Genomic DNA, 20,918 nt, shown 5'->3' on the forward strand with positions numbered 1-20,918 from the left:
CTTGATCGGACAAATTGGAAATTTGGTAAGCTTTATCAACCAATTCTTTACTCATCAGTTAATAGACCAATCACTATTTGCTTTTTACCCTTCTTTTTATCCCGATTGTACCCATATTCCGCAAGTTCATTCTCTGTTCCTTCGAAATAGCTGGAAGTGACGTCATATAAAAGCATAACAGGCGGCTTGTTATTTTTCTTTTGATAAGTTTTAAATAATTTTAATTCGATCTTTTCTTGGTTTTCTTCTAACCATTCAAGAGCCTGATATAAATGGTTTTCATCAAATGAATCGACAGATAATACATCAGATATCGCATGCGATTTCGCCCATTTCACGCTGGAAAGTCTAGACCCTTGGTGAGCAAAGCGTGCTAAAACCAAAAATAGACTCAATAAAGCTTCTTTGCTTCTAGTACCAAGAGCCTTAGTAATACCAATTTCATCAGCAATTCTTTTTAGTAGAAAAATAGTCCCAAAACTTTCACCAACCTCAGGAACACCATCTAAACCATCAAATTCACCTTTAAGCATCTTCTTAAAAGCCTCAATGCGTAAATCATCCCAGTTAGTTAAGTTAGCTAGGGTTTTATTTAATACTTTCCCGTCTTCGCGACTCATCTTCTAGACGAAAAAGTGCTTAAAACACCTAAAGAATCAGGTTTGCAGTGGTTTTGGCATGAAGTTTGTAGTCATGTAAATGATATTTTTTATTTGACAATGCTGGAATTTAGAGATATAATCTCTTTCATGTATATTACAACTGTTCCAAATAGAAATTCTCGTCCTGCAATATTGCTTCGTACCTCTTATCGCGACTCATCTTCGAGACAAAAAGTGCTTAAAACGTCTAAAGAATCAGGTTTGCAGTGGTTTTGGCATGAAGTTTGTAGTCATGTAAACATCACTTTTCTACTTGACATACTAAAAATTAGTCAACATAATGCTTCTTATGTGTATTACCATTGTTTTGTTTCAAATAAAAACTCTTGTCATTAAAGTACACTTTTATCAGTATTTCTTTATTATAAAATTCCACAGGTGAAAAAATAATGGTATGGATCTCCTGATATACAGAATGAAAAGCAGTTGCTAATCTTCTAAAGTTAATATTAAATATTAAAATAACAATCAGGAGGCTAAGATGGAAGTTACCACAATTGGTATAGATATTGCAAAAAGAATTTTCCAAATTCATGGTGTAGATAAAAATGGTAAGACGGTATTAAAGAAAAAATTAATGAGAGATCAAGTTTTAACATTTATGGCTAATACGCCAAAATGTTTGGTAGGAATGGAAGCTTACGGTAGAGCTAGTTACTGGGCAAGAGAAATAACTAAATTGGGGCATACAGTAAAACTAATGGCAGCACAATTTGTCAAACCGTATGTTAAAACTAATAAAAATGATCAAGCTGATGCAGAAGCTATATGTGAAGCGGTAACAAGACCAAATATGAGGTTTGTACCAATTAGAACTGTAGAACAACAAGATATTTTATCAATTCATCGAGTAAGAGAGAGATTGGTAAAAAATCGTACTGCCCTTGCTAATGAAATTAGGGGGCTACTACATGAATTTGGTTTTATTATTCCTCAAGGGATCAATAAGGTTATGACAAAATTAACCGAGATTTTAGATGAAGGAAATTTAAGCCAGCTGGGTTATCAAACATTTAGTGAACTGAAAGAGGAATTTTTGGATAATGACAAAAGAATAAAAGAGATAGAAAAAAGATTAAAAATAATAGCTAGCAACTTAACTCAATATCAACGATTAACAGCTATACCTGGTCTTGGTTTAATTACTGCTAGTGCTTTAATAGCATCAATAGGTAATGCTACAAGTTTTGAGAATGGTAGGCAATTATCGGCATGGCTTGGATTAGTGCCAAGGCAGCATTCCAGTGGAGGGAAAGATAAGTTGCTTGGAATTAGCAAGCGAGGTGATGTTTACTTGCGTACTCTATTGATCCAAGGAGCTAGAGCTGTACTAAATGCCAAGATAAGATTTACATCGGAAGAACAAAAATCTAAAAAAGATTTTAGCAAATTTACGCAGTGGATGTTTAATTTATCTGAGCGAAATGGACATAATAAAATAGTAGTTGCTGTAGCTAATAAACTGGCAAGAGTGGTGTTTGCAGTACTAAGGTCAGGGGATGATTATGTAGAGAGTAAAGTTTGTAGCACAAAGCTATTATAATTAACATAAAATAAATAGTGGTTTATTAATTAATAGGTAAACAAAGAATATGTAAGAGATTCCAACCCGGAATATGCGTGAGATAATAATATTGATGGTAAATAAGACAAACCTTAGCTTACAAAAAAACTGATGACTACAATGGCTCTTTGAAGCCGATAAAATGATAAGTATATAGTAAATTTGTAAGCCAGCGAATTCCATCAGGGCTGTAGGATAAATTACACATAATTTATTAACTATAAGCCGGATACATGTATGCATTTGCATTTTTGCTATTAGATGTTATTTTTTTCTTGCATTTTACAGGAGGTTCATACATGTAGTCAGTAACGAGAATTTAATTCTACACTCCACTCGTCGCATAATACTCACGTTCTATAGCATAATTTCTGCTCATATTTATCTCGAAGATGAGTCGCGACTCCTCGCTAATAGACGTATCTTTTAATAATTCTAAAAAACTTGATTATCGAGTCTTACATCGATACTTAAGATTAAATTAGTTTCTGTTGAATCAAATTTATACTGTCTCTAATACCAAAAAGCTTAATAAAAGACCCAAGCCTTGGTCCTTCAGTTTGCCCAAGTAATATTTGATATAATTCTTTAAAATAATCTCTTAAATTATTATAACCATGCTTATTACCAATATCATAAATTTTTTCTTGGATTTGCTCGGAAGTAATATCTCCCGGCAAAACATTTAACATAGCGATAATTTCTTGTAAGATAATTTTTTGCTGATCATTAGGAACTAAATAGCACTTATTAGCTTTAATAAAGTCATTATAATAACGAGTGGCAAAATCTGTCAAATGATCAAGGTATGGGGCATTTTGTTTCGTTGCACTCGGGGCGTACTTACTGATAAATCCCCAAAGTACCGATTTATCTTCAGGATTGCAAACCGATGCAAGGTTTAGCAATAAGCTAAAACTAATGCCAAAAGTTTCGATATTAGGCACATTCCCGTGATGAATATGATGTACTGGATTCGCAAAACGCTTTACTTGATCTAGTTCTAAATGATATTTTTTATTGAAGGTAATATATTCATCAACATTTTTAGGTATCACATCAAAATGTAAACGTTTGGCTCTTGTTGGATTTTGGTACATAAATAACGACATACTTTCCACCGGTGCATATTGCAGCCATTGATCAACAGTAATGCCATTGCCTGTAGATTTAGAGATTTTCTCTCCGCTTTCATTAAGAAATAATTCATAAAAAAATTGTACTGGTGGGATTCCCCCTAAGATTCGACAAATCCCAGAATATAACCCAGCATTAGGCATATGCTCCTTGCCATACATTTCATAGTTAACTTGCAAACCGGCCCAGCGCATACCAAAATCAGGTTTCCATTGTAGCTTACAATGTCCCTTTGTCACAGGAACTTCCACAAACTTTCCTTCATCGTCTTTATAGGTAATAGTAGCGGCTAAGCGATCGATCTTTGCAATAGGTACTTGTAGTACAATACCGGTTTTTGGACAAATTGGCATAAAAGGTGAATAAGTTGCCTGTCGTTCTTCTCGAAAAGTTGGTAACATTAGAGCCATTATTTCATCATATTTGTCTATGACTTTAAGCATCATCTGATCAAATAAACCGGATTTATAACATTCTGTACTACTAAAAAATTCATATTTAAAGCCAAACCTATCTAAAAATGAGCGAAGCTTAGCGTTCATATAATGTCCATAACTTTCACATTCACCAAAAGGATCGGGAATAGATGTTAAAGGCTTGCCAATATGTGATGCTACCATATCAGGATTTGGGATATTATTTGGGACTTTACGCAAACCATCCATATCATCAGAAAAACAGATAATCTTAGTTGGGATATTGGATAGTTGTTTAAATGCTTCTTGCACCATTATAGATCTAGCAACTTCTGCAAATGTACCTATATGTGGTATCCCTGACGGTCCATAACCAGTTTCAAATAATACATAACCTTTAGCTGGAGTTTTGCTACCCAGTTGATCTAATATTTTTTTTGCTTCTAAAAAAGGCCAAGCGTTTGATTTAACGGCATTTTCTAAAACATTTTCTAAAATTTCTAATTCTGACATCTACATATCCTTATAAATTATCTCTTGAGTTTTTGGTAATATTCCTAGACAATAGCGACTTAAAAAAATAATATTTACTTATGCTAGTTTCTTCTATTGTACATTTTCTTCGCAAAGATAGTTTTAGAGTTTTACATATAACCCTAGTTTGTACGTGCATCTTTGCCTTATCTTTGGCTTATTTTGTCGAATATATATTACATTTTTCACCTTGCCCTTTGTGTATTTATCAAAGATTTCCATATTTATTTATAATCAAGATTTCAGTTGTAGCGATTCTTATCAAGAAAATAAGCAAATATACTTTATTTTTTATCGTTCTAAACTTATTAGGTGCTTGCATATTAGCAGGCTATCATAGTGGAGTGGAAAGAGGGATATTTGAACCAAGTAGTCTTTGTTCAACTTTAATCCATATTCCAAAGCACTTATCCATCCAAGATATTAAAGAAATATTTTATAGCCAACCTATTGCGACTTGCACAAAACCGGCAGTTAAATTATTTGATATATCTATGACAGAATGGAATTTACTACTAAACCTCTCTTTATTACTTGCCGTACTCTTTATTTGGTTTTATCCTAATCCCAAATCCGAAATTGAGGTTAATACTAATATAGAGGAAATTTGACTAGCACTAAGTATAAATCTTGAAAAATATAATAATTATGCAAATATTTCACATACTTGGATCAAAAAGAAAATTAAATTCTTTCCAGCTATTGTAACGCTTAGGGTCTAGATTATTAATAGGACTTGCTTGCCATACTGCCCTCATTGCACTGTCAGATAGAGCGTCACAAGCTATTTTTGTTATGTTTGGGCATATTGTTTCTTTAACTTTTACTTCTTTGACACTACCATCTTGATTTAAAGCTATATACAAAGTTACCCGTAGCTGCTCAAGGTTTTGTATCCCAATAGGTTTGCTCCATACTCTCTCTATTTGTTGTTTAATTAAAGATATTTCACTGATGGAAAGAGGCAATGTTTCATCGTAAGGACCTTTTGATTCTTGGGTTTCTTTATTTTCTTTGGACCTAGCTTGTTTATTTGATTTTGCACTCGACCCTTCAGATGATTGTTCTAAATTTTTAAGCAAAGAATCTAAGTCACTTTTATTAGGAATTTTCTTTTTTTTCTCGAGTGGCTTCTTTGTTTCTACAGGCTTTTTATCTTCTATAGGTTTCTTCTCTTCTATAGGCTTTGTTTCTACAGGTTTTTTATCTATAACCTTCTTTTCCTCGATAGGAAGCTTGTCTTCAAGAGGTTTCTTTTCTTCTAGAAGTTTCTCTAGAGGTTTCTCTAAGGGTTTCTTCTCTTCTGTATCATCAGGTTTGCTTTGTTCTACTTTTTTTGTATCTTGATTTTCTATAGCTTTTTCAGATTGTTTTATTTTATTGGGTACATTAGATTTACTATTAATTGGTAACATTTCAAAAACTATTACTTGTTCTTCAGGAGATTTTTTAAACAATGATGGAAGACCAAATAAGAAGAAATATATTATTAGTAAATGAAGTACTACGGAGCAAATAAAAGAAATAGAAAAAATATTATTATTTATATTATTATTTTTCATTATATTTAATATTTGAAACTAGTGCTACCTTAGAAAAGCCTGCTGCATGGATTTCAGATACAACGCTAACTACCTCGCCATATGGCACATTTTTGTCGCCTCTTACAAAAATTCTAATATCTTTTTTTTCTTTTGTAATATTAGTTAGCTTAGTAGCTAAATTTTGTCTCTCTATTTTAGATTCCAATAAATATAATTCTCCTTTATTGTTAATACTAATCACTAACGGTTCATCTTGTCCTGACAGTGGGCTAGAAGTTGTTTCTGGTAAATCAACATTAATACCGGACACTAGCATTGGAGAGGTTATCATAAAGATGATCAATAGCACTAACATGACGTCAACGAGTGGTGTAACGTTGATCTCACTGACTAAATTACGTCTAGATCTTTGATTGTTTGAATTTGGTAATTGTATAGCCATTACATTTTCCCTTCATCTATGGCTCTTGATAGTATAGAACTAAGCTCATTAATGAAATCATCAATTTTGTTATTAATCTTAATTATTTGTGAAGAAAGGTAGTTATAAAAAATCACCGCCGGAATTGCCGCAAATAGACCTATTGCCGTTGCAAGTAAAGCTTCTGCAATGCCAGGAGCTACGATAGCAAGTGAGGTATTTTTTGATGCTGCAATAGATTGGAAACTATGCATAATCCCCCAAACAGTACCAAATAATCCTATAAATGGTGTACTAGAAGCAACAGTTGCCAAAAAACCTAAATTTTGCTCTAATCTTTCAAGTTCACGATTCCTTATCAAGTACATAGATTGTATTATTCGCTCTTTATGGCTAATTTTAAGTGCATCAGTGAGGTTGTTAGGATTTTGGCGTTTACATTCGTTCATAGCTGCTACAAAAACTGCGGCAAGAGGATTATTCATTGTTCTTTTAATAGTTTCATATAACTGATCTAAAACTGCTCCAGACCAAAAAGTAGCTTCAAAAGCTGCAATTCTCTTTCTTATTTGAACTAAATGAACTATTTTATCTATAATTATTGTCCATGCCCAAATTGAAGCAATTACCAAAATTATCATAACAGATTTTCCTATAATATCAGTGGATGATATCATAGAGAAAATTGATGAACCACTTTGTGCTGTAATTTCTACAACGTCATTAATATTGTTATGTGTACTCATTGGATGTAACTAACCTTCATTGCCTAAATATTGTTTCTGTATATATACTCAGCTAGACCTTCAAGAATTAAGGTTTCCGCGACCTAAAAATTTCAGCTGCTTCGTTACTCATGTACGCACAGCTAGCTCTTCTTGAAGTTATACCATTTCTGAAAACTAATCATCACGTCGTCGTACTTCATGATCTCCGCTCCGGTACTCGACACTCGTACTCCGAGTAGCAATTTAGTTTTGGGAAATGGTATTATACGATGGTACCTCTGGCCGGACTTGAACCAGCACGCCTTTTGAGCTGTAGATTTTGAGTCTACCGTGTCTACCATTCCACCACAGAGGCATTAAATCCCTAAAAATTAGATCATATTTTTTTAAGTTTTGTAGACAAAATAGCAATATCTTTGTATCATGTAAATAACTAAATTGCCTTGGATTAAATTCCGTTATGAATTCGAGAACGGAAATAACGATCTATAAGACCATTAGATAGAAATGTTCACACAACCTAAATTATCCTTGTCGTATTTGTTACCTTAATCTTGACAAAGTGATAAGAAGCATAGTGAATTATAGTTAATTTTAATTAATTAAAGTTTCTTATGAAAAATATATTCAAACCAAAACCAGTTTCTGTTAGTTACAAGAACATAGACCTTACAAATCCTAAAGAAAAAGCAAAATTAATGACACAGCTAAGAAAAAAGAATGTCGATGCTCTTGATTTATCTAATAGTAAGGTTCAATTGGACAAAGAGATATTAGAGGCTATTATAGAAAATCCAATTTCCGAGCTTGATTTATCTAGTAACAATTTGGGAGATAACGGAGCCAAGGTAGTTGCAGGCATTATTCAGAATAGTACTGAGCTTAGGCATCTAGATTTAAGTAATAACAAGATTGGAAGTGAGGGCATGGGAGCTTTGTCATCCGCTTTTGATCATAATAAAACTGTTACTGATCTTGATCTATCGAATAATGATCTAGGAAATGAAGGAGCTAAAAAAGTTGCAACACTTCTTGCTAATAATTCTACTATTATTGATATAAATTTAGATAGTAACAAAATTGGAACAGACGGTCTGTTACATTTACCATCATCTCTTCTTAATCGAAACACTACTAATATTTCTTTAGCTTCTGCTTATATTCCAGAAGAAGCTGTTGCACGTTTTGCAAGAGCGTTACAATACAGCGACAACGTACACTCAATTAACTGTGTGGATAAGGATACAAAGGAGAAAGATTCAAATGAGATAGAAGTGTATGCTCAAAAATTATTTGATACTATAATTAAAATTAGAGATTCCAATGGTTTTGATAAAGAAAGTCAGAAAGAATTTAATAAACTAGTTTGGGAATGTATTGTACCACATCCCAAGTGGAAAGATCTTTTTAAGGACTTAGTGACAAACTCTAATAAACCTTACTTATTTGACCTGAATACTCTTGATGCAACCGGAAAGTCAATGCAAGACCAGGTTTATAATCCTGATCTAAAAACTTTTCTTTCCAATCATAAATCAGCAAAAGAATCAAAAGCAGTGCAACAAGGCGAGCTACCTCCACTAGATGAGAAATGGTTCAACACAACAGTAGGAGTAGACGCTCTGTCATTAGAGAATGCTACTGCTCAGAATGTAACAGAATCATTTTTGACATCAGTAGCAGGTAATGAAGGCGTGAAAGGAGCGTATGCACAGCTTAATGATATTCCAAATTCGCCTAATCTAGCACAGAGAATGCAGGAAAGAAATCTACGAGAGTATAATCTCGTAGACACACTTACTCCTAGTCTAGAAGAAGGGGCAGAAATGCGTACATTAATAACTGGAGATAATCATGACCCACTAACGATGACAATTTTAGGTAATGATGACCCCCTGCTAACTAGGACAATTGTTCATGATCACGATGTACCAACAACAGCTAGATTATCGTCCGTTACTCCTAAAAAAGCTACACTAGAACATAAAGATAACCCAAAAATGCAAGAAGAGGCAAAAAAGCTGGGAAAAACTATGTCTCCACATATGGCTTCCCCATCTCAAAGTAATGCTACACCCAATACACCCAATACAGGCAAAAAACATGGGCAATCTAGTGGTTTTAAAAGATAACTTAATAAAAACTCATAGGATCGATATCTACTTTTAATTTTATAAATCTTACATTTGACATAAGAGTATTGTATGCCAAAAAAAACTGAAAAGATAAAAGATGATATAGACAAGGGTTATCTAGCTGACTTGGAAGATAATGAAGATAAATTACCTAAAAATAGAAGTACTAATAATAATGCTGAAAGTACTAAAATTTATAATATTTCTATTTGGGACGAAATGAATGCAGCGGATGGCAAGATACATGAGCTGAAACTTGCTGGTAATGCTAATAATTCTGATAGTGTTAGTGAATAATAAATATTAATCTAGGAAACTAAATTATAAAATTTAAATAAATATTTCACAATTTTCTTCTTGAAAAGAAAAGGTATGAAGCTTATACTATTATAGTATAAATAATAACATGATTCATGGGGTTTCTTATGATTGATTACACAAAGACTTTTACTGCTACTCAGAAAACATATGATGTCGGACTGAGAGAATACATGCTGAAAGTCTATAATTATATGGCTTTAGCTCTTGTGCTAACTGGAGTAATGGCTTTTGCTACTATATCATTTGAGCCATTAACTAGGCTTTTATTTCAAGTTGAAGCAAATGGACAGTTCATGGGCTATACCGGTTTGGGAACGTTGGTAATGATTTCTCCCGTGGGAATTGCTTTGTACTTTTTTATGGGATTTGGCAGGATGAGTCTAGATACTACTAAAGTATTGTTTTGGGTTTATGCTGCTTTAACTGGTATGTCTTTGGCATCTCTTGGGTTTATCTATACAGGAGAGTCAATTGCTCGAACTTTCTTTATTTGTTCATCTGTTTTTGGTGCAATGAGCCTTTATGGGTATACTACCAATAGGGATTTGACATCAATGGGTTCATTTCTTATCATGGGATTATTTGGTCTTATCATTGTGTCGCTAGTCAACATGTTTTTACAAAGCTCAGCTATATATTTTGCAACGTCTCTCATTGGAGTTGGTATATTTATGGGTATTATTGCATGGGATACTCAAAAAATTAAGTCTATGTATTTTATGTCTGGAGGTGGAGAGTTAGGACAAAAAATGTCCATAATGGCTGCTTTTAATTTGTATTTAGACTTTATTAATTTGTTTTTACATCTTCTAAGATTCTTTGGTAATAGAAGAAACTAGTATTACAGTTGTAGTTACTCAGGGCAGTTTAAAAATCCCAACTAATGATAGAAAATACTAAATTATAGAAATAAATAGTTGTCATCGCGAGCCACAAAGTGGCGTGGCGATCCAAATAAACAGCAATTATCTTTTTAAAAAAATTAAATATTTTTTATCTGTATTTTATATAAATAAAAAATATTATTGATTAACAACAAATACACGTTTTTGTTGAATAAGCTTATGGCAAACTTCCAGTAATTTACGCATACAAGCTACTGTCGCAACTTTTTTAGGTTTAAAATTATTAATAAGTCTGTCATATAAAGCTTTTAAATATTGAAAGCCATTTTTACCTGTTAGTACTGCCATATATAGTGCATCTCGTGGTATCTTTCTGCCTCCTCTAATGAATCTTCGACCTTGTTTATTACCACTATCTCGAGCATATGGTGCTATTCCAACCATAGCTGATAATTCGTTGCCGCTATAATTTTTATTTCCCAACTCAGGTAAAAAACTAATTAATTTACTAGCTAGACATTTGCCAATGCCAGGTACAGTTTCTAATATTTTTGTTTTTTCTTGTAGATCTTCTGATCCATCTATTATCTCATTTAATTTATCATCAATTTTAGATATTTCCTTTTGTAAGCATCCCATCAATGTTTCTATGCTTTCTTTGTCAATACCATCGACACTATTATGCAACCTCTTTTTTTCATTACTAAGCATCAATACTAAATCTTCCCGTCTTTGCTGATATCTCTTCAAATTTTCTGATTCAATTTGATGTATATAATTTGCTGTAAGTTGCATCTTATCACCGTAATACGCTAATTTAAAAGCATCTTGCTTGTCCGTTTTACAAAAATTTACTGACTTACTAAATGAATTAAAACTATAGGTATTTACCTTATGAATCCGTTGCTCATTACTATATAATTTTTGGCAAATTTCATCCTTGTAGCCTCCTGTGGGTTCGCACACTATTAGCTCAATTTTTTGATATTTTGTTAATTTTATAAGCTCTTCATGACCTAAATTATCATTTGCAAAACGATGATATTCCGGTTTACTGTTTGAAATATATATACATACATCAAGCCATTTTTTACTTACATCTAGACCTATTATTTTTTTCATAGTATAATCTCCTTCATCTTATTGTGCAAGGCTACTGTACTGCAGTACCTTCTGCAATTTGTTCAAAGCAAACTTAACGATAGAGGGTACTTATTCTGTTCACGACTATTTCAGTCTAGCTTGCTTCAAGTCACCCTCTTACAACTACTTATAACATGTTTTTAAGATATAAGCTTGCTGTTTTATTTTTTGCCACTGCAACTTTTGGATTGCCACGTCGCCGCTTTCAGGGCTTCTCGCAATGACGATTTTTTAACTTTCAACAGTTGTGGGGTGGGGGCATCGAAGGTACGGCAATGTTATATCGAATTCAGGATGTTCTAGTAAAACTAGTTTTTATCGTATAATTTTTGTTAGGGCCTAAAACTTTATAACTCAGTTCAAAAGAATTCTTATTTAAAAATGTGTAATTAGCTTGATAAAGATCCAAGTTGCATTGATGTATACCTTTAGCCTGAACTTTATCCTGAAAAGGAGTATTAGAGATAAAATGTAATTGGTAAAATAAACCATTGTTATTTTCATTAACAAAATATTTAACAATTTTGTTTTGCTCTAGAGAGTATAGATACTCCTTAAAAGCTTTCACCTTATTGGTATTACCATAGTATTCAACATCAAGATCCTCTCTGTATAATATACGTGAATGAGGTGAGTATATATGTTCTTTATCTTCTATAAAGTAAGCGATTCCTTTAGCTGTACCATAATTGCCTAAAATTCTCGTAATAGCATATGTTCCAACTAGGTTGTGAAATATACTCAAGTGATCCTCCGAATTGGTTCTTGCAAATACTTGCGGGGAATTCGCGTACTCACACACTAAATGTATGCCTAGCCTGCTCATCCCTTGTTTATTGTCCTCATTCGTATGATTATTTAAGTCTATTCTTTTTATTAAATCATTTGGGTACATTTCAATCTAGCAATAGCATTTTCTTTACCAATTATGGCAATAATTTCAAAAATACTTGGGGAAGCAGTCATACCTGTTATTAGAGATCTAATGGATTGCATGATATCTGCAAGTTTAATATTATTATTCTTGGCTATTTCTTTAAATTTTATTTGAATTGAGTCTTTATCAAAATTTTGTAAATTTTCTAATTCCTCAATAACTTGCTCTAGCAAATTTTTATCACAATTCTTGATTATCTCTTTGGCTTCCTCAGAGTAGATAATAGGAACGTTAATCAAGTAAATCTTGGCTAGTTCAGCTAATTCGACTAAATTTGTGCTTCTTATCTTCAAGTTTGGCATTGCTTGCTTAATATAGTCCGTTTCTTCCGTAGTAATTTTATAAGTTTTTTGCAAACTCTCACAAATCATTTTTGTTAATAGTGTAGCATCAAGCTGACGTAGATAATGAGCGTTTAAATTATCCATTTTGGCAAAATCAAGACGAGCAGGTGATTTGCCAAGTCCTTCAAGGTCAAACCATTCTATAGCTTGTTGTCTTGAAATAATCTCATCATCTTTGTGACTCCATCCTAACCTTAGTAAATAATTACACAAGCTTTCGGGTAAATACCCCATATCTTGGTATGCTTTTATTCCAAGAGCTCCATGTCTTTTAGATAATTTTGCCCCGTCATCACCATGTATTAACGGTATATGTACCATATGTGGTACATGCCAACCAAAGGCTTGATAAAGTAGGATTTGGCGAGCAGCGTTAGTTAAATGGTCATCCCCCCTGATAATATGGGTAATCTGCATATCGTGGTCGTCCACTACTACCGCTAACATATAGGTGCTACTTCCATCGCTACGTAACAGCACCATATCATCTAGGTGGGAGTTTTCAATAGTAACATCCCCTTGTAAAGCATCATGGATAATTGTATAGCCAGTTCTTGGAGCTTTCAGCCTAATCACTGCTTTTGTGGATTGGTAACCTTTTGAAAAGTTAGAAAGATCAGCATCTCGCCAAGGGCTTTGAAATAAAAAATGTTGTTTATTAGCTATAGCATTATCTCGCTGTCGATCTATTTCTTCTTGAGGTGTAAAACAATAATAAGCTTTTCCTTCATCTAGTAATTTCAGAGCTGCTTTTTTGTATAAATCATTTCTTTTAGACTGAAAAACCACTTCACCGTCCCAGTCTAAACCAAGCCATTTCAAACCAGAAAATATAGCATCTACTGCATCTTCGGTTGATCTTGTTTTATCAGTATCCTCAATTCGCAGTAAAAATTTGCCATTATGGTGTTTGGCAAATAAATAATTAAACAATGCTGTTCTTGCCCCACCAATATGCAAGAAGCCAGTAGGGGAGGGGGCGAATCTAGTAATTGTAGTCATAATATCTCCTTTAAAGTCAATTCAGAGCTAGTTCTGCAAGAGGTCTAGTTAAATAAGCAAAATAATTTACCTCTATATCATCACTCAACTGCCAACTTCTATTGACGATATTATAAGTTAAGCCTTTAAGCTCTTTAAGCTCTATGTTATTTTTACTAAACATAGAATAAATTTCAGATGATTTAAGAAATTTACTATGGTCATGGGTTTTTTTTGGTATCCAACTAAGTACGTATTCTGCCATCAAAATAGCTAACATATAAGCTTTGACAGTACGGTTAATTGTGGAAATTATAATCATGCCATTTGGTTTTACTAGACTGGCAAGGTTTTTTACAAAATCACTAGGATTGTTTATATGTTCCATGACTTCTAAACACAGCACCACATCATACTGTTTGCTATTTGAGTATACTAATTCCTCAGCAGTTGATTTAAGATATTGTATATTCAAATTTTCTTCTTCAGCATGCTTCATCGCAATATCTATATTACTTTGTAGTGCATCTATGCCAGTGACTGTGCCATTTAGTTTACAGAGAGCAGAGGTGATTAACCCCCCGCCACATCCTACGTCTAAAATATCTAATTTTGAAGGTAGTACTACATCATCATCTATATTAAAATGATCTTTTATCTTATCTATTATGTAACCAAGGCGAATAGGATTTATTTGATGAAGAATTTTAAATTCTCCATCTTCCTGCCACCACCCGCTAGAAATTTTACTAAACTTTTCTAGTTCTATTTGATTAATAGAAGATTTTGTAGACATATTTCTTCACTGGTTATAGAATCCATTCCAATATACCACAAAAATCATGAAGCACTAAGTGCTATTCTCAAATTATCTACCAAAAATCGTATAAAATGACTATAATAATATTAACTATAATTCTAATCAGTCTAATTTTTGCTCCTCTTGGTTGTATAAGCTTATGGAAAAAATATATTTATTTTGGTGATGGTCTTTCGCACGCAAGTTTACTTGCTGGAAGTATTAGTATCCTTGTCCATTTGCCTGTTGTTTATTCGGGACTAGTTGTTGCCATTATATTTGCTATCTTGGTGTTTACGTTAAAACATAGGTCAGGTGGTAGTAGCGTGGTAATGTTAATATCAAGTTTTATGTTATCTTTAGCCTTAGTAGTAGGTTATATGTACCCACTACAGATTAAGATCACTAACCTATTATTTGGCGATATTTTATCTGCCTCTTTAAATGATATATTAACCTTATCAATTATACTTATATTCGTTATTTCTTTCGTTTGGTATTTCTATAACCAGATTATTCTAATTGTCATTAATAGAGATATTGCACAAATTAAGGGGGTGAAAGTAAGAACGATTGAATTGGCATTTTTGTTACTGTTATCTTTATCAGTATTCTCGACTATTAAGATTGTTGGGGCATTACTCGTTACTAGTATTTTGCTGATTCCAGCTATGACCGCTAGGATGATTTCTAGTAATCCAGCACAAATGATTATCAATTCAGTTATCGTAGCTTTAATTGTAGACTTCCTTGGCTTAGTAGTGTCATTATATCTTGACATACCAATTACCCCAATAATTATGGTAATAAACACCATAGTTTATTGTGTATTCTATATAATTTCACGGGCAAATAAAACAGGATTTTTTAGATTATAGTCCAGGGTAATTTATAAAGTCCCAACTAATGATAGAAAGGTTTGTTTTTTAAAATGCATAAATGTCTATTAGCGAGGAGCCACAAAGCGGCGACGTGGCAATCCAAAAGTTGCAGTGGCAAAAAATAAAACAGCTGTTTATTTGGATCGCCACGCCACTTTGTGGCTCGCGATGACAACTATTTGTTTCTATAATTTAGTATTTTCTATCATTAGTTGGGACTTTTAAACTGCTCTAGATTAAGAGGTTATCATAATTATATACTTAGGTAGAACTTCAAGAATTAAGATTCCCGTGACCAAAGATCGAATCTGCTCTGTTACTCATGTACGCTACGCCGCACGACTTTGCTACTGCCTAGCTCTTCTTGAAGTTATACTATCGTCTATCAACCCTTCATTTACGAGCAGTATAACAAAATCATCTTGAGACAATAAAATTATATAACCTATCTCCTACAGTTTGATGTGGAAGCTTAGTTGGATGAAAAAAATCAAAAAATAAATATTGTAGAATTTTTTCTTCATTACAGCCACAGTTATATGCAGCATCTAATCGACCTTTCAATAATAATTCTAGCAAATCTATAAAATTTTGATGATCAGCAATATCTGTAACACAAGCCTGCTCAGTATTGTATCCTTTCTTTACATAATCACTAATTAAGCTCTTAAATATACTTTCAATATCAAATAATTTTATTTTAATCTTAGGAAATTTCCTATTGAAGTCTTTAATTGCCTCTACTAACTTTTGATTAAAATCTTGTGATAAATTAGTAGCTAGCTTTTGTAAATCTGTGTTAACAAACCTTGGGATTAAGCCAATATCTGGAACGTTAGCTATTACTATGTATTGTAGACTACTGTTTGTAGCTAAAAATTCAATAGCATTGCATATTTCTGTTATACTTTCATCAACTAATGCAGTCGGATTCTTATTAAAAAGAGCAGCCATAATATCATTGCCACCAATCATAACAAATAGTAAATCTTCTGTGCTAATATCGGGATGGTGTCTAACTAAAGTACGGACTTGGTTTTTTAACTGAAAGTAATTAAATAATAAAAAATCAGGCACAGCATCACCTTTAGAGGCTCTAGCATTGGAAACAGCATAATTAGTACCAATTTGTTCACTAAAATCATAATTTGTAGCTTTTATTCCCCCTTGCTTTATTAAATCGTCAAATGGTCTACCCAATTCTATAGATTTTTTCTCTAAGATCCAATGTTTTAATGCTGGAGTAATATTAAAACTCCACCCTGGTTTCATTGTTGTTCCTAACTTATCAGCTACATATTCTACTGCCATTGGACCATTGCTAAAAGATCGGGATTGATAAAATGGAGGGGCAAAATAAATCTTGTCAACCCACTTGAGAAAATGAAATTCTTCCTTTATTACATTTAATATACTATTCAAAGATCCAACAAATGCTCCATTATCAGATAAACTATCTCCTACAACATAAAAATTTTTATACATAAATGCCTCTTTATTCATGTTAATATTACATTATAACCACTTATAAATTGATTCACTGGTTAACTAATTTATTAGTGTAACATATTTTCCGACCATGCACAAAAAAAAATTATTGTTCTATGATTTTCAGGGCAGTTTAAAAGTTGCAGCTAATGATAGAAAATACTAAATTATAGAAATAAATAGTTGTCATCGCGAGCCACAAAGTGGCGTGGCGATCCAAATAAACAGCATGCTGTTTTATTTTTTGCCACTGCAACTTTTGGATTGCCACGTCGCCGCTTTACGGCTTCTCGCTAATAGACATTTATGCATTTTAAAAAACAAACTTTTCTATCATTAGTTGGGACTTTTAAACTGCCCTGTATCAACTCTTCATTTACGAGTGGTATACCTCTCATTCTTGGCAAATAGAACAATAGAAACTAGTTCTGCCGGATTGTTTTATTTTTCTTATTATTCCCTCGCAGTTTAGGCATTTTTGATTTTCTCGTGCATAGACCTGTAATTCTTGTTGAAAGTAACCAGGTTTACTATCACCGCTAACAAAATCTTTGAGAGTAGTACCTCCTGCTGATATTGCCTTTGTTAAAACATTTTTAATGGCTAATACCAAATTAGTTATTTCCTTGTTTGACAAACTACTACCCAGTCTGCTTGGGTGTATTTTAGCAATAAAAAGGCTTTCAGAAGCATATATATTACCAACACCGACAATAATCCGATTATCCATTAATAAATTTTTTATCGGAACAGAGCGATTCAATAATTTTGTTTTTAGATACTCATCAGACATATCATTTGACAAAGGTTCTACACCTAAATTTAGTAAAAATTTTTCTTGGGCGAGGTTTGTTGGCATACTATAAATCATCCCGAAACGTCGTGGATCATTAAAAACTAATTTCTCGCAACTTGTCAAAGATATAACCACGTGATCATGCGTTTGTAGCCTATAATCACTAGGTTGTAAGGTCAGCCTACCAGTCATGCCAAGATGTACAATAATGGAATAATAATTATCCAAATCTATTAGCAAATATTTTGCCCTACGCCTTAAAGCTACAATTCTTGCTGACTCTACATTTGACTCTAACTGATCGCTTAATTTATAGCGTATATCATCTCGTCTCTTATCAAGTTTATTGATGGCAGCCCCTATTATTCGCTGTTCTAGGCAACGTTTTAATGTTTCAACCTCAGGAAGTTCTGGCATTTTTACATTTTAATACTATTAATAATTCATAATATAACATAATATAACATATAAACAACTTAGCACTAAGTAGTAATATGCAAAATAATGATAAGCAATCTGATCAAGTAAATTTTGGCTTCTCAAAAGTGAGCTTTGATCAGAAAAGAGATTTAGTCAAAGATATCTTTTCTAGTGTTGCTAATAAATATGATGTAATGAATGACTTAATGAGTTTGGGAATACATCGTTTATGGAAAGATGAATTTATTAGACAAATCCCCAATTTAAAATCAAATATATTGGATGTGGCAAGTGGTACAGGTGACATAGCTTTTAAAATAATAAAGCGAGCATCAGTAAAAAATGTATTAGTGCAGCTGACGATGTGTGATATAAATCATGATATGCTGGAGGTAGCACGTCACAAAGCTATTGATAGTAATATATTACAGGGATTAGAGTATGTCGTTGCTGATGCAGAAAACTTACCTTTTCCTGATAATAGTTTTGATTATTATACTATAGCATTTGGTATTAGGAATGTGGCAAAAATTGACAATGCCCTAAAAGAAGCATATCGAGTACTAAAGCCTGGGGGTAAATTTTTATGTTTAGAATTTTCTAAAGTGGAATACGATTGTCTGAAGCAATTATACCAGTTTTATTCGTTTAATATTATTCCTAAGATTGGTAAAATTATAGCAAACAACGAATCAGCTTATCAATATTTGGTGGAAAGTATTAATGTATTCCCAGATCAGGAGAGCTTTGCAATTATGCTAAAGGATGTCGGCTTTACTGATGTTAGTTATAAGAATCTTACTTTAGGTGTTGCTGCTATTCATAGTGCTTATAAATAATGGAGATGTTGCTAAAATATCAACGAAGATCAGAGAGTTATTGACCATCATCCACTTTAAGAATGCTTGACTAATAGTTTTGTATTAGTTTTAATAATAAAGTAGTTAACCAAACCATAACATGGTGAAATATAAAATGACCAATGATTTAGATAATGATGCTTCTAAGAGGGATTTCATTAAAAAAGAGTATGAAAAACTTGAGGGGAGGGTACGTAATGCCACTTCAAGGACACAATTAGCTTTGATTATAGCTGATTCTGGTAGTTTAGCTTTAATGGCTAGTCAGTTAGGGATAGATATTGGAATACTGGAATTAATAGCAACTGCAGTAAGTAAAACTCTTTATTATGAAACAACTGAGCAAATCCAAGTTGTGGATTTCAATGAGGGCATAAGATTAGCAAAAGAACAAGAAAAAATTGATAAAGAGCATAACGTTCAAGGCATTTATAAAGCTTTTGATTCTTTTTATGATGATTCTCTTAATAGACAAAGGAAAGATAATGAAAGTTTACACGAAATCTTTGAAGCTACAAAAGCAGGTCGGAAACTTACTGAGGAAGAAAAGCAGAAATTCAGCAAAACACCTGAACAAATAAAAGAAGAAAACGCTCGTAGTAAACACATGCGGCTAACTAAAAAGCTAGCTAAAATAGAACGAGAACATCACTCTAATGAAATAAAGAAAATAGAGGAATGTGAGGAGCAAGTTAAGCATTTATCAGAGGATCATCCGGAAAGAGTCTTGTTGGCTAATCAGAAAAAACATCATGAAGGTTACCGTAATTTAGTTAATAAGAAAATAGATCAGTACAAAGCATACAAGCAAGGAATAAAACAACAAGCTTACGATATTTGCCTTAATAAAGAGTTAGCTGAGAACAATAGATGTAACGAAGATATAGCACAATCTTGGGACGAAGTATTTCATAAGATATACGATGTTACTCCAGAGGAAATGGCTAAAAAGTTAACTCCAACGGAAAAACAGCCCCAAACATCGTCAAAAAACCTAGCCGTTCTAGCATCTCAACAAGAGTTAGATACAAAACTAGATACAAAACAAATAATTTCTGATTATAAGTTAGAGAAACATATGGGAATATTAAGTGCTAAAGAAAATAAGGACACTCAATTACAAAGAACGAATTCTATAAATCTTAACCCAAATACTAAAGATACGAGCAAAGGTAGAGGTGGAAGAGATTGGTGATATTATAGCAGAATTAAAATATTTAAAGATAAATAATAGGTAGTATTATGGCAAAATCACCATTACAAAATAAACTCACGTCTGAACATCATCACCGTTGGGGAGAGTATTATTATGGCTTGGCCGCTGATATGGAAGATCAGGATGCACCACAAAGCAAAATAGATGCAAGTTGGAAAATGGCTGCTATGGAATTTTGGTTTGCATTAACTTTAGGTAGTGAAAAAGCTCCTCTCTCCTTGTTTAAATGTTTTAGACAAGGTGTTGGTGTAGAGAAAGATCCTTATATGAGAGATCTCATGTATGGTGCAGCATTACAACTTACACCTCAGGACTGTGCTGATAAGGTCAAACCTGAAAATAAACCAATAATTGCTAAATCTATGCAACCTAAAATCGATGCACTAGTAAAATTAGTAAAACAAACTCGTGATCAGTTGCCAGTTGAGGGAGTGGATGTAAAAGTATTTAATGAGCAACTAACTAAGTTCAACCACGCCATCAAACTACCATCCGGCAAGTCACTACAGAGTTGTTTTATTGAGAAAAGTGCTAAAGCTACTTCTAAAGAAAAAGATTTAAAATCCAAAGCATTAGAATTAACAAAGAATCTGTCAAATCAGAATAAACCAATCACAACTACTATGAACCATGTACCTAGAAAGGCTACTAAATCTTCATCTAGAATTGGTTGCATTATATCATAAATATGTAATTTATACAACAGGATTAAAAAATACGCACCTTTTTAAAAATAAAAAATATTA

21 protein-coding genes and 1 tRNA gene are annotated in these 20,918 nt (G+C 32.9%); 10 read left to right on the top strand and 12 right to left on the bottom strand.

The window, feature by feature from the left end; genetic code table 11:
• Positions 1 to 47 precede the first annotated feature (47 nt).
• Entirely contained in the window at positions 48 to 620 is a 573-nt protein-coding gene (locus tag AAGD45_RS05335) for a hypothetical protein (protein ID WP_341760929.1), read from the bottom strand.
• A gap of 15 nt (positions 621 to 635) precedes the next feature.
• On the opposite strand from AAGD45_RS05335, the gene AAGD45_RS05340 reads away from it, so the two are divergent.
• Together AAGD45_RS05340 and AAGD45_RS05345 are read left to right on the top strand one after the other, a co-directional pair.
• Complete coding sequence (locus tag AAGD45_RS05340) at positions 636 to 998, top strand: hypothetical protein (RefSeq protein WP_341760930.1); 363 nt, start codon at positions 636 to 638, stop codon at positions 996 to 998.
• Between the two features lie 145 nt (positions 999 to 1,143).
• Positions 1,144 to 2,205, top strand: a complete 1,062-nt coding sequence (locus tag AAGD45_RS05345; RefSeq protein WP_341760931.1) for an IS110 family transposase — start codon at positions 1,144 to 1,146, stop codon at positions 2,203 to 2,205.
• A 497-nt stretch (positions 2,206 to 2,702) separates the two neighbouring features.
• Here AAGD45_RS05345 and AAGD45_RS05350 read toward each other — a convergent pair whose 3' ends face one another.
• On the bottom strand, positions 2,703 to 4,292 hold the full coding sequence (locus AAGD45_RS05350; protein WP_341760932.1) for a lysine--tRNA ligase: 1,590 nt from the start codon (positions 4,290 to 4,292) through the stop codon (positions 2,703 to 2,705).
• A gap of 80 nt (positions 4,293 to 4,372) precedes the next feature.
• Here AAGD45_RS05350 and AAGD45_RS05355 point away from each other — a divergent pair, with 80 nt between their 5' ends.
• On the top strand, positions 4,373 to 4,924 hold the full coding sequence (locus AAGD45_RS05355) for a disulfide bond formation protein B (protein WP_341760933.1): 552 nt from the start codon (positions 4,373 to 4,375) through the stop codon (positions 4,922 to 4,924).
• 48 nt (positions 4,925 to 4,972) lie between these two features.
• On the opposite strand, the gene AAGD45_RS05360 is transcribed toward AAGD45_RS05355, so the two are convergent.
• The 4 genes from AAGD45_RS05360 to AAGD45_RS05375 form a co-directional block, all read right to left on the bottom strand.
• Positions 4,973 to 5,875 carry a cell envelope integrity protein TolA gene (locus tag AAGD45_RS05360; protein WP_341760934.1) on the bottom strand — a complete coding sequence of 301 codons (903 nt, stop codon included), beginning with the start codon at positions 5,873 to 5,875 and terminating at the stop codon, positions 4,973 to 4,975.
• Positions 5,865 to 6,299, bottom strand: a complete 435-nt coding sequence (gene tolR / locus AAGD45_RS05365; protein ID WP_341755720.1) for a protein TolR — start codon at positions 6,297 to 6,299, stop codon at positions 5,865 to 5,867. Before tolR ends, AAGD45_RS05360 begins: the two co-directional genes overlap by 11 nt.
• Positions 6,299 to 7,024: a protein TolQ gene (gene tolQ, locus AAGD45_RS05370; RefSeq protein WP_341760935.1), complete on the bottom strand. Its 726-nt coding sequence runs from the start codon at positions 7,022 to 7,024 to the stop codon at positions 6,299 to 6,301. The genes tolR and tolQ overlap by 1 nt, the downstream gene beginning before the upstream one ends.
• A gap of 252 nt (positions 7,025 to 7,276) precedes the next feature.
• Positions 7,277 to 7,361, bottom strand: a tRNA-Leu gene (locus AAGD45_RS05375).
• Between the two features lie 259 nt (positions 7,362 to 7,620).
• Here AAGD45_RS05375 and AAGD45_RS05380 point away from each other — a divergent pair.
• From AAGD45_RS05380 to AAGD45_RS05390, 3 genes are all read left to right on the top strand, one after another.
• A complete protein-coding gene (locus AAGD45_RS05380) occupies positions 7,621 to 9,138 on the top strand; it encodes a hypothetical protein (RefSeq protein WP_341760936.1) in 1,518 nt (505 codons plus the stop codon).
• Positions 9,139 to 9,210: 72 nt separating this feature from the next.
• Positions 9,211 to 9,438: a hypothetical protein gene (locus tag AAGD45_RS05385; protein ID WP_341760937.1), complete on the top strand. Its 228-nt coding sequence runs from the start codon at positions 9,211 to 9,213 to the stop codon at positions 9,436 to 9,438.
• Positions 9,439 to 9,566: 128 nt separating this feature from the next.
• Positions 9,567 to 10,301: a Bax inhibitor-1/YccA family protein gene (locus tag AAGD45_RS05390; protein WP_341760938.1), complete on the top strand. Its 735-nt coding sequence runs from the start codon at positions 9,567 to 9,569 to the stop codon at positions 10,299 to 10,301.
• A gap of 183 nt (positions 10,302 to 10,484) precedes the next feature.
• Here AAGD45_RS05390 and AAGD45_RS05395 read toward each other — a convergent pair whose 3' ends face one another.
• The 4 genes from AAGD45_RS05395 to ubiG form a co-directional block, all read right to left on the bottom strand.
• The gene (locus tag AAGD45_RS05395; RefSeq protein WP_341760939.1) at positions 10,485 to 11,429 is read right to left on the bottom strand and encodes an IS110 family transposase; all 945 of its coding nucleotides are present in this window, start codon (positions 11,427 to 11,429) and stop codon (positions 10,485 to 10,487) included.
• Positions 11,430 to 11,739: 310 nt separating this feature from the next.
• Positions 11,740 to 12,345, bottom strand: coding sequence for a DUF6314 family protein (locus AAGD45_RS05400; RefSeq protein ID WP_341760940.1), 606 nt, complete (start codon positions 12,343 to 12,345; stop codon positions 11,740 to 11,742).
• A complete protein-coding gene (gene gltX, locus AAGD45_RS05405; protein ID WP_341762219.1) occupies positions 12,327 to 13,736 on the bottom strand; it encodes a glutamate--tRNA ligase in 1,410 nt (469 codons plus the stop codon). Before gltX ends, AAGD45_RS05400 begins: the two co-directional genes overlap by 19 nt.
• Positions 13,737 to 13,749: 13 nt before the next feature.
• Positions 13,750 to 14,508 carry a bifunctional 2-polyprenyl-6-hydroxyphenol methylase/3-demethylubiquinol 3-O-methyltransferase UbiG gene (gene ubiG / locus AAGD45_RS05410; protein ID WP_341760941.1) on the bottom strand — a complete coding sequence of 253 codons (759 nt, stop codon included), beginning with the start codon at positions 14,506 to 14,508 and terminating at the stop codon, positions 13,750 to 13,752.
• 95 nt (positions 14,509 to 14,603) lie between these two features.
• Here ubiG and AAGD45_RS05415 point away from each other — a divergent pair, with 95 nt between their 5' ends.
• The gene (locus AAGD45_RS05415) at positions 14,604 to 15,389 is read left to right on the top strand and encodes a metal ABC transporter permease (protein WP_341760942.1); all 786 of its coding nucleotides are present in this window, start codon (positions 14,604 to 14,606) and stop codon (positions 15,387 to 15,389) included.
• Between the two features lie 420 nt (positions 15,390 to 15,809).
• On the opposite strand, the gene AAGD45_RS05420 is transcribed toward AAGD45_RS05415, so the two are convergent.
• Together AAGD45_RS05420 and mutM are read right to left on the bottom strand one after the other, a co-directional pair.
• A complete protein-coding gene (locus tag AAGD45_RS05420; RefSeq protein WP_341760943.1) occupies positions 15,810 to 16,877 on the bottom strand; it encodes an SGNH/GDSL hydrolase family protein in 1,068 nt (355 codons plus the stop codon).
• A gap of 397 nt (positions 16,878 to 17,274) precedes the next feature.
• Complete coding sequence (gene mutM / locus AAGD45_RS05425) at positions 17,275 to 18,093, bottom strand: bifunctional DNA-formamidopyrimidine glycosylase/DNA-(apurinic or apyrimidinic site) lyase (RefSeq protein ID WP_341760944.1); 819 nt, start codon at positions 18,091 to 18,093, stop codon at positions 17,275 to 17,277.
• Between the two features lie 77 nt (positions 18,094 to 18,170).
• Here mutM and ubiE point away from each other — a divergent pair, with 77 nt between their 5' ends.
• The 3 genes from ubiE to AAGD45_RS05440 all read left to right on the top strand — a co-directional run bounded on the left by ubiE (position 18,171) and on the right by AAGD45_RS05440 (position 20,858).
• Positions 18,171 to 18,935 carry a bifunctional demethylmenaquinone methyltransferase/2-methoxy-6-polyprenyl-1,4-benzoquinol methylase UbiE gene (ubiE, locus tag AAGD45_RS05430; RefSeq protein ID WP_341760945.1) on the top strand — a complete coding sequence of 255 codons (765 nt, stop codon included), beginning with the start codon at positions 18,171 to 18,173 and terminating at the stop codon, positions 18,933 to 18,935.
• Positions 18,936 to 19,056: 121 nt separating this feature from the next.
• Positions 19,057 to 20,151 (top strand): hypothetical protein, encoded by a 1,095-nt coding sequence (locus AAGD45_RS05435; protein WP_341760946.1) that lies wholly within the window; start codon positions 19,057 to 19,059, stop codon positions 20,149 to 20,151.
• A 47-nt stretch (positions 20,152 to 20,198) separates the two neighbouring features.
• Positions 20,199 to 20,858 (top strand): hypothetical protein, encoded by a 660-nt coding sequence (locus tag AAGD45_RS05440; protein ID WP_341760947.1) that lies wholly within the window; start codon positions 20,199 to 20,201, stop codon positions 20,856 to 20,858.
• Positions 20,859 to 20,918: the final 60 nt, after the last annotated feature.

The organism is Candidatus Tisiphia endosymbiont of Thecophora atra, from assembly GCF_964026395.1.
Lineage (GTDB): Bacteria > Pseudomonadota > Alphaproteobacteria > Rickettsiales > Rickettsiaceae > Tisiphia.